At 63.0% G+C, this 8,454-nt stretch carries 12 protein-coding genes; 6 read left to right on the plus strand and 6 right to left on the minus strand.

Features of this window, described 5'->3' with window-relative positions; translation table 11 throughout:
* From VMW12_02575 to VMW12_02590, 4 genes are all read right to left on the minus strand, one after another.
* Nucleotides 1–582 (minus strand): MFS transporter (locus tag VMW12_02575; protein ID HUZ48609.1); only part of this gene is annotated, 582 nt, incomplete at its 3' end.
* Between the two features lie 40 nt (nucleotides 583–622).
* Nucleotides 623–1,426, minus strand: a complete 804-nt coding sequence (locus VMW12_02580) for an ABC-2 family transporter protein (GenBank protein HUZ48610.1) — start codon at nucleotides 1,424–1,426, stop codon at nucleotides 623–625.
* Between the two features lie 10 nt (nucleotides 1,427–1,436).
* Nucleotides 1,437–2,201: a gamma carbonic anhydrase family protein gene (locus VMW12_02585; GenBank protein ID HUZ48611.1), complete on the minus strand. Its 765-nt coding sequence runs from the start codon at nucleotides 2,199–2,201 to the stop codon at nucleotides 1,437–1,439.
* The gene (locus tag VMW12_02590) at nucleotides 2,198–3,208 is read right to left on the minus strand and encodes an ATP-binding cassette domain-containing protein (protein HUZ48612.1); all 1,011 of its coding nucleotides are present in this window, start codon (nucleotides 3,206–3,208) and stop codon (nucleotides 2,198–2,200) included. Before VMW12_02590 ends, VMW12_02585 begins: the two co-directional genes overlap by 4 nt.
* Nucleotides 3,209–3,273: 65 nt before the next feature.
* Between VMW12_02590 and VMW12_02595 the strand changes: the two genes are divergently transcribed.
* Together VMW12_02595 and VMW12_02600 are read left to right on the plus strand one after the other, a co-directional pair.
* Nucleotides 3,274–3,882, plus strand: a complete 609-nt coding sequence (locus VMW12_02595) for a cytidylate kinase-like family protein (GenBank protein ID HUZ48613.1) — start codon at nucleotides 3,274–3,276, stop codon at nucleotides 3,880–3,882.
* Complete coding sequence (locus VMW12_02600; protein HUZ48614.1) at nucleotides 3,879–5,120, plus strand: MFS transporter; 1,242 nt, start codon at nucleotides 3,879–3,881, stop codon at nucleotides 5,118–5,120. Before VMW12_02595 ends, VMW12_02600 begins: the two co-directional genes overlap by 4 nt.
* Nucleotides 5,121–5,183: 63 nt before the next feature.
* Here the strand turns inward: VMW12_02600 and VMW12_02605 are convergent, their stop codons facing one another.
* A complete protein-coding gene (locus VMW12_02605) occupies nucleotides 5,184–5,573 on the minus strand; it encodes a hypothetical protein (protein ID HUZ48615.1) in 390 nt (129 codons plus the stop codon).
* Between the two features lie 111 nt (nucleotides 5,574–5,684).
* Here VMW12_02605 and VMW12_02610 point away from each other — a divergent pair, with 111 nt between their 5' ends.
* Nucleotides 5,685–6,473 (plus strand): alpha/beta hydrolase, encoded by a 789-nt coding sequence (locus VMW12_02610; protein ID HUZ48616.1) that lies wholly within the window; start codon nucleotides 5,685–5,687, stop codon nucleotides 6,471–6,473.
* Here the strand turns inward: VMW12_02610 and VMW12_02615 are convergent.
* The gene (locus VMW12_02615) at nucleotides 6,470–6,661 is read right to left on the minus strand and encodes a hypothetical protein (GenBank protein ID HUZ48617.1); all 192 of its coding nucleotides are present in this window, start codon (nucleotides 6,659–6,661) and stop codon (nucleotides 6,470–6,472) included. The genes VMW12_02610 and VMW12_02615 overlap by 4 nt on opposite strands.
* 75 nt (nucleotides 6,662–6,736) lie before the next feature.
* On the opposite strand from VMW12_02615, the gene VMW12_02620 reads away from it, so the two are divergent.
* The 3 genes from VMW12_02620 to VMW12_02630 all read left to right on the plus strand — a co-directional run.
* Complete coding sequence (locus VMW12_02620) at nucleotides 6,737–6,895, plus strand: hypothetical protein (GenBank protein ID HUZ48618.1); 159 nt, start codon at nucleotides 6,737–6,739, stop codon at nucleotides 6,893–6,895.
* Between the two features lie 108 nt (nucleotides 6,896–7,003).
* On the plus strand, nucleotides 7,004–7,756 hold the full coding sequence (locus VMW12_02625) for a hypothetical protein (GenBank protein HUZ48619.1): 753 nt from the start codon (nucleotides 7,004–7,006) through the stop codon (nucleotides 7,754–7,756).
* A gap of 149 nt (nucleotides 7,757–7,905) precedes the next feature.
* On the plus strand, nucleotides 7,906–8,454 hold a 549-nt coding region (locus VMW12_02630), incomplete at its 3' end, for a transposase (GenBank protein ID HUZ48620.1).

An 8,454-nucleotide genomic window follows, 5' to 3' on the forward strand; every position in this document is an offset into this window, starting at 1 on the left:
CACGCCCGCCGGTAGCGAAACCCAGAACGTGTTGCGCCAAGCGTGGTTTTTGAACGCAAAGATCGCCGCCGCATCGCCCGTTTGCGCAACGTAACCCAGGCGATAACTGAAATACACCGTGATGAGCCCGGCCACCACGAATCCGAACGTGAGCATCCATTGAAACATCCCGGTGCCTTTACCGCGGTCTTTTGCGCGCAAGCACTCGGCGAGATAGAGCGGCACGACGACGCCGATCAGCCCAGCGCTGGTTCCTTGCAGTAGCCGTCCGAAGACGAGCGTACCGTAGTCGTGCGAGAGGGCGATGAGCGGAACGCTGACGACGAACATGCAGCCGCTGGCGGCCATCAGGTACTTTCGCCCGATCCAATCTGCCAAGACGCCCGCAAAGAGCACCGCGACGACGCTCCCCAACAGCACCGCGGCGACGATGAACGAGAGCTGCTCGGCACTAAACCCGGAGGTATCGGCCAGATAGGGCAGCGCTCCAGCGATGACCCCAACGTCGATGCCGAAGAGCAATCCGCCTAGGCCGGCTACGATCAGCATCAAGCGGTTGTAGCCGGTGTGGGTTAGCTGCACGCAGGGCCCCTTTCAAAGATGAGTCGACGCAATGCTAGGATCATCCGCCCTGGATGACCACACGTCGTGAGGCCGCGCGCCACACGAGATGCGACAGGCCGGCGAAGGCGAGTAACCACGCGCATTGGATTCCAAGGCTGGGCATCCACGCGGTGCGTGGAATGATGCCGACGTAAATCAGCAGCGGCGTGGAATAGACGGCCGCGAACGGCAGCCCGAACACGAGCCGTCCGAGCACTCCGGGAAAGAACGTCAACGGAATGATCTGCCCGCTGAGCAGGTCGGAGACCCAGCGCACGATCATTTGAATCGCAAAGGTCTCCAGCGTCCAAAAAGCGATCGTGTTCATCAAAAAATTGATGAAGAAATTCACGCAGTACCCGAGCAGAAACGAGAGCGCGAAGACGGCGAGCGTCGCCGGCGGCGGGACGTCGATGTGCACGAGCAGCAGAGCGCAGGCGAGCGAAGGAACGACCAAGAGCGCGTGGAGGAGCGTCTGCCCGACGCCGTCGCTGAAGAAGTAGGTCGGGAGGCTGATCGGTTTCATCAGATCGGTGGCGATCGTGCCCTCGCGAATCTTCTCGCGAATCAAGCGGGTCCCGTCGACTTCCAAAATCAACGACATCAAGAGCGCGACGGTCGCATAGGTGATCATCCCATGCAGCGGGAGCCCGATCGGCGCTATATTCTGCGCGTAGAGCGCGGTCCAGAGCGAGCGCAGAATATACACGCGCAGCACGAGCGATCCCACCTCGGTGAGAACCTCGAGGCGATAGGTAGCCTCGCGAGCAAAGGCCTTTTTCGCGAACTCGACATACGGTTCGAAGTGGCGGGCTGCGATCATCGAGCGAGCCTTAGCGTGACGGCTTTTTCTTGAGCGACTCGGCGCGGCGGTGCTCCATCTCTTGCAATTCGAGCATCATCGCATCGACCACGCCGTCGACTTCCGCAATCTGCGCCTTTGGCGGCTCGTCGCCGGCGCTGCGCCGCGGCGAGCTTTTCGTGGTGTGGGTCCCATCGCCGACCGGTGCGTCCTGCGCGTGCGCCTTGCGCAAGAACCGGGCGTATGCCGTGGCCGCTTGTGCGCGTACGTCCTCGCCGGCCTCCAGATTGAATACCGTCTCAAAAAAGTTTAAAGCTTCGTGAACTTCCGCCGCGTGCTCCGGGCTCACGATCCGAGCCGGATCGCCGTACGCGATGTGCTGCATCGGAACGCGCGTCCCCGGCGCCACAACGGTTGAAATGTGGACGGTCGCGCCCAGAGCGACGCTGGAACGCTCGCCGATTCGCGCACCATTGAAGATCCGCGCGCCGCTCGCGATGAAGCATCCGGCGGAAATCGAGGCTCCGACGACGTAGGCGTGTGGGCCGACGATGCAGCGCTCGCCGATCCGAACCGGAAAGTTCAGCGCGCTGCCGCCGCTCGATTTCACCACGGCCTGTTCCATGATGACGCACTCCGCCCCGATCGCGATCGGTGCCCCTTCGGCCGTAACGACCGCGCCGTGAAGGATCGCGCAGCCCGCCTCGATGGTCACGTCTCCGCTGACCACGGCGGTCGGGGCCACATAGGCGCTCGAATGAATCTTCGGTTTCTTGGTGCCGCTCGAAAAAATCATGTGAGGCTCTCCACGTTCGGACGCTCGTATCCTTCGACATAGATCCGCCGGATGATCGATTCGAGGTCGGGCTCCTCGATACTCACATCCTCTACCCGATAGGTCTCGCTCGCGAGGCGAATCAGCAGGTCGGCTCGCTGGGCGTTGCGGTCGAAGCGAAAGCGGGCGGTGATGCCGTCCGATTCGACCAGCTCGGCCCCGTTCAAGAACGGTGCGCCGACCGGCTCCGCAAAGCGGAAGACCAGGGTGCGAAAGCGTCCGTACTCGCCTTTGATTCGCTCGAGATCCCCATCAAAAATGATGGTGCCGCGATCGATCAAGATGATACGCCGGCACAATCGCTCCACGTCGGCGAGATCGTGGGTGGTGAGGATCACGGTCGTTCCGCGCTCCGCGTTGATGCGCGCGATGAAATCGCGGATCGCGTCCTTTGCCACCACGTCCAGGCCGATGGTCGGTTCGTCGAGATAGATGATCTTCGGATCGTGGAGCATCGCCGCGGCGAAATCGCCGCGCATGCGTTGCCCGAGCGAGAGCTGGCGGACGGGCGTGCGTAGAAATTCGTCCATGGCCAGCAGTTCGATGAATGCGTCGAGGTTGCGGCGGTACTGCGGGCGCGGAATGCCGTAGATGGCGCGCAGGAGCTCGAAGGATTCGATCAGCGGCAAATCCCAGTAGAGCTGGCTGCGCTGGCCGAAGACGACGCCGATGTTGCGGGCGTTTTCCTGGCGTCGCTCGTACGGTACGATACCCGCTACGCGCACCTCGCCGGAGCTAGGCACGAGGATGCCGGTGAGCATCTTGATGGTCGTCGACTTTCCGGCTCCGTTGGGGCCGATGTATCCCACCAATTCGCCCGGTTCGAGCGCCATCGTCACGCTGTCGACCGCGACGCGTTCCTCGTGCTCGCGCGAAAAGAGTGTCCGAACCGCGCCGAAGGGCCCCGGAATTCTGCGGACGGTGCGGAAGACTTTGCGCAGCTCATGCGTCTGGATGATCGGCGGCACCCGTCTGGCTTCGAAGTGCGGATGCCCGGCTCCCCGCACGTGTGGGAACCTACGGAGTAACCGCTGTGATCGTGACGATTTCGAATCAGTACGGTGCAGGCGCGGTCGCGATCGGGCACCGCGTCGCCGCGCGTTTGGGATATGCGTTGGTCGATCGTGAGCTGCCGATCATCGTAGCCAAGCGCATGCGCACCACGCCGGAAGAAGTGGAGGCCGTAGAGGATGTCGGCCGATCGCTTGGGGAGCGATTGCTCTCGAGTTTGGAGATGTCGACCCCCGAGGTCAACGCGGCCCATTTCGGCGAGAGTTTCGACGAGGAGTATCTGCGTGAGGTCCAGGAGGCGGTACGGGAGTACGCGGCGCGGGGAGACACGGTCGTCATCGGGCGCGCTGCCGCGCTGATCCTCGGGCGCAGGCCGGACGTGTTACGCGTCTTCATGCACGCACCGCGCGATTGGCGTATCGAGAACGTCGCGCGCGATCTCGCGCTCGAACGCGCGACGGCGCAGGCGGAGGTCGACCGAATCGACCGCGCGCGCAAGGCGCACCTGCGCGACTGGTACGATGCGGAGTTCGGTAATCCCAAGCATTACGATCTCTCGATCGACACCGCCGCGTTCGGTGAGGAGGGAAGCGCCGCGCTCATCGTCGCGGCCGTGGCCGCGCGATCGTGAGCGAACGTCCGCCGGCACGACGCACGCTCTCGATCCTCGCATCGTTGCGGTTTCGCGATTTCCGGCTGCTGTGGATCGGCTTGTTAATCTCGAATTTGGGCACCTGGATGCAGTTTACCGCGATGGGGTACTACGTCGCGCAGCTTGCCGTTACGCCTCATCGCGCGGCGTTGTACTTGGGCATCCTCGGGGCGTCGCGCGCGCTACCGGTGCTGCTGCTCTCACCGGTTGCCGGGGTCGTGGCGGATATGGTTCCGCGCCGCCGCGTATTGATGCTCGCCAACGGCGCGATGGCGCTCGCCGCCCTCGCTCTGGCGTTGCTGGCGAGCTTCCACTCCCTGAGCCTGTTCTGGTTAGCCGTGATCTCGGTCGGAAACTCGGCCGCTCAGTCATTCGATTCGCCCACGCGGCAGAGCTGGGTGCCGATGTTGGTCGAGCGTGCTTACGTGGGCAATGCCATCGGCTTGAATTCGGTCGCATTCAACGCCCCGGCCGTGATCGGCCCCGCGATCGCCGGCATCCTCATCGTTTGGGTCGGGGTTGCGGGATCGTTCTACGTCAACGCGTTCGCCACGCTCGCCGTCGTGGTCGCGGTGGCGATGATGGCGCCGTCTCCCCCGACGCAGCGGCGGCGCGAGTCGATGCTGACGTCGATCCGGTTTGGAATAGCGTTCTTGGTGCGACACAAGATCCTGCGCTGGATCGTCGGGTCGTTTGTGCTCACCGCGATCCTGGTGCGTCCTTACAGTCAATTGATTCCCGCCTATATCGTGAACACGCTGCACGGCGGCGCGCAGCAACTGGGCTGGGCGGTGGCCGCAGTAGGCATCGGTGGATTCGGTGGAGCCCTGCTCACGGCGCACTTCGCGCAATTCGAACGGCGCTCGGTGCTCTGGCTCGTATCGGCGCTGGGCATGTCGGCGGGCGTGCTCGCCTTGGGAACGGTCTGGTCGATACCGCTTGCGATCCCGGTGCTCTTCGCAATCGGTGTTGGAACGCTCGCATATCTGGGAGCGTGCAACACGATGATCCAAGTGCTCGCCCCGGATCAAGTGCGAGGGCGCGCCATTTCGGTGTATACGATGATCGCCATGGGCGTGGTTCCGGGAGGATCGCTGGTGGTCGGCGCGGTCGCCTCGATCGTCGGTTTGCATATCGCCTTCGCGCTGGCCGGAGGCATCTGCATCGTCGCTATTCTCGCGGTGTGGATCTTTGTGCCGATCGTGCGAAGCATCTAGACGTGCGGGCAAAAAAAAGCGAGTCGCCGATGCGACTCGCGGGTATAAAAAATGCCGGAATGACTAGGCTGCGACAGCCTTTTTCCGGCGGGGGGCTGCTTTGCGGGCCTTGCGGCGGGGAGCAGCTTTACGGGTGGTTTTGCGAGCCGCAGTCTTGCGCGTTGCCTTCTTGCGAGTGGCCTTCTTACGCGTTGCTTTCTTGCGAGTCGTTGCCTTTTTGCGGGTCGTCTTTTTGCGGGTGGTCTTGCGAGCCGCGGTCTTACGCGTTGCCTTCTTGCGAGTGGCCTTCTTACGCGTTGCTTTCTTGCGGGTCGTCGCCTTTTTACGGGTCGTCTTTTTGCGGGTGGTCTTGCGGGCCGCGGTCTTGCGTGTCGTCTTGCGTGCCGCGCGTTTCGGCGCTGCCGCCTTCTTCGCGCGTTTCGGCGCCGCTTTCTTCGTTCGTTTGACTGCCATGTGTGTGGAGTCATCCTTTCTCTGGCTACGGAGCAGCCAGGGTTGTTGCCTACCTTATACAGTATTACGAGGAGTTATGCAAGTTTTGGTGATATCGCGGAGCGCGCGCGGATGCGCGTAAACAATGACGGCGCACGCATCGACGTGCAAATCGACGGGAACGCGGAGCCCGCAATCGTACTGCTGGCGGGCTTTCCGCTGACGCGCGACATCTGGATGCAGAGCGCGAAAACGCTGGTCGCAAGCCATCGCGTCATCGCTCCGGACCTGCGCGGCATCGGTGCGTCGAGCGTTCCGCCCGGGCCGTATCTTATGGAAGCGATGGCCGGCGACATCGCCGCCGTGCTCGATGCGCTCGGCATCGAACGCGCAACGATCGTGGGCCATTCGCTCGGCGGTTACGTGGCGCTGGCGTTTGCGCGAATGTACGCGGAGCGCGTCGAGCGCCTTGCGTTGGTCTGCAGTCGCACGGCCGCGGACACGCCGGAACGCGCGCGATGGCGCAACGAACTTGCGGATCGCGCGGAAGCTGCGGGGAGCGTTCGAGAGATCGTCGATGCGGTGATACCGACGCTGTTCGCACCGCAGACCGCGCGGCTGCATCCCGATCTGGAGCGGTTAGCTCGCGAGATCGCCGGGCGAAATGAGGTCCGCGGTTTGGCCGCGTTGCTGCGCGGCATGGCGCTACGCGATCCCGCCGACGACATCGCGCCGGATCTCGAAATGCCGGTGCTGGTGGTGGCCGGGGCCGAAGACCGCGTCGTCAGCCCGGCGGAGTCGGCCGAAATGGCGGGCTCGTTTCGGCGCGCGCGCCTGGAGGTCTTCGAGGCGACCGGACATATGCCGATGCTCGAGGAGCCGGAGCGGCTGGGGCAGGTACTCCTGGAGTTTGTCTCCTAGCGAACGACGGGTAACCGCCGGCGCTGGCGCCGGAAGAAGTTAAAGAGGAAGATGCCTCCGACCGCGAGCGCCGCCAGGATCGCCGCCACGAGGACGACCTTGATGATGACTAAGAGGAGGAAGAACGCTACGATCACCGCGGCGATCGCAACGGTCAGGCGGATAAAGGTACCGAGCAGCGGGTTCACGGTGGGCTCCCTTCGGGGTGGTCTGGACTTTTCACCGGTATTTACCGATACTAAGGGTGGAGGTTTCATCATCGCATGGATGTAGCGGCACTCTCAACCGGGCTGGCAGCGGCCAGCGTGTCCGAAGGCGTGAACATTGGGGTTCTCTCGAATGTTCAGACGCTCGATAAAATCGTCGCTGCCAAGCTGTTCTCGTCTATCGGGATCGGCGGATCGGTCGACCATTTGGCCTAGTGCGCTGGGCGCATTCCTGGAAATCGTGGCCGAGCTTCAACGCTCGGCCATTTGCATTTGTTGAGATTGTGTAAAGGGAGTGGCCTGAAGTACGCGGTAGAGCCCGGCATGAAACGTCTTTTTGCATACGTCCTATCGGCCTTAGCGATCGTGGTGTGCGGTGGCGTTCCGGCTCATGCACAGACGAAATCGCTCCGTCACCTCGTGTACGCGTTTAGCGTCGGCCAGCAGGGTGACCAACACGACACCGAGAGCGCTAGCGGAAATGCAGGGGGTCCGATGGGGGCGCCCGTTACCGGTAGCGGTTCCACCGACTACGGCGCGACCGTTTCCGATAAGGGGACGATTTCCATCGATATCATGGGGATCCAGCCCGATAAGGGGTTGGTCGTCAGCGTCAGCGAGGCCGGCCAAAACGGTCGCAATGCCGCCGCCGACACCTGCGCGGTCTTCGCCGACACCAGCACCACCTGCCAGAACCCGCAGGGCGTGAATCCGGAGGAGATCTCGGTCATCCGGCTTTTGGCACCCCACTTTTACGACCCATCGGCGCTCGATGGGAAACAGCATTGGCACGAAGGCGGTGCCAACAAGAACGGCTCGACGTCGATCGATTTTACCGTCACCAAGAATGTGAACGGCATGTTGACGATCTCCGAGCATCGCCAGATGACGCAAATCGGCGTCGGGGCGATGACGATGAATGCGGACTCGACCATCGGCTACGACGTCCAGCACTTCGTGCCGACCTCGATCAAGGAGTACTCCACGCTGCGCAAACAGCTGCCCTCGGGCGGATATTTTAACCAGACGAGCGACACCGAACTGACGCTGCAATCGGACTCCATGGGTAGTGAGTAGGATGCGAACGACCCCGTTGCAAGCGGCGACGGTATTTCGCCGCGTTGGTGGCAAGGCGTCCAGCCGTTAAGCCACGCACAACGGCCTTTTCTCCGCTCTGCGCCTCCACTGGGCCATACAGGTGGCACTCCGTCTGCGATAATGATAGGGTGAAGCGCATTGAAACCGTGCGACTCTACCCAACCGCATCTCAAGACGCGGCGCTTCACCACGCGCTCCACGTCACGCGCCATCTCTACAACGCTGCGCTCCAGCAGCGTAAAGACGCCTACAGGTTGCGCGGCGTGAGCGTCTCGATGAAGATGCAGTACGCCGAGGTGACCTCGCTGCGCAAAGAATCTGCGCATCTCGCCGGGGTCTATCGCGAGATTGAGGATGCGGCGCTGCGCCGCTTGGATCTCGCCATGCAGGCGTTCTTTCGGCGCTGCAAGCAGGGCGAAACGCCGGGCTTCCCGCGCTTTAGGGCTGCCCGCCGGTGGCGGCAAATCACCTACCCGCATGGCGATCGCGCGCTGAAGTTCGATGCGACGCAGCACCGCGTCCGCATTCCGGGCGTCGGTAGCGTGAAGCTGCGTAAGGGGCGCGCCGTGCCGCCGTTTGGCCGTGCGTGGCTGGTCTGCAAGCTCGGGCGCTGGTACGCCCAGTTTGAGTGCGAGCGCGCGGTCGAGCCTTTGCCGGAAACCGGGCACGCGATTGGG

The sequence above is a fragment of the Candidatus Dormiibacterota bacterium genome (genome assembly GCA_035532835.1).
Lineage (GTDB): Bacteria > Vulcanimicrobiota > Vulcanimicrobiia > Vulcanimicrobiales > Vulcanimicrobiaceae > DAHUXY01.

Coding starts and splice junctions, on each gene's coding strand:
- VMW12_02620 (HUZ48618.1), top strand. CDS start 6,737: ATGGATGTAGCGGCACTCTCAACCGGGCTGGCAGCGGCCAGCGTGTCC.
- VMW12_02610 (HUZ48616.1), top strand. CDS start 5,685: ATGCGCGTAAACAATGACGGCGCACGCATCGACGTGCAAATCGACGGG.
- VMW12_02625 (HUZ48619.1), top strand. CDS start 7,004: ATGAAACGTCTTTTTGCATACGTCCTATCGGCCTTAGCGATCGTGGTG.
- VMW12_02585 (HUZ48611.1), bottom strand. CDS start 2,201: ATGATTTTTTCGAGCGGCACCAAGAAACCGAAGATTCATTCGAGCGCC.
- VMW12_02605 (HUZ48615.1), bottom strand. CDS start 5,573: ATGGCAGTCAAACGAACGAAGAAAGCGGCGCCGAAACGCGCGAAGAAG.
- VMW12_02580 (HUZ48610.1), bottom strand. CDS start 1,426: ATGATCGCAGCCCGCCACTTCGAACCGTATGTCGAGTTCGCGAAAAAG.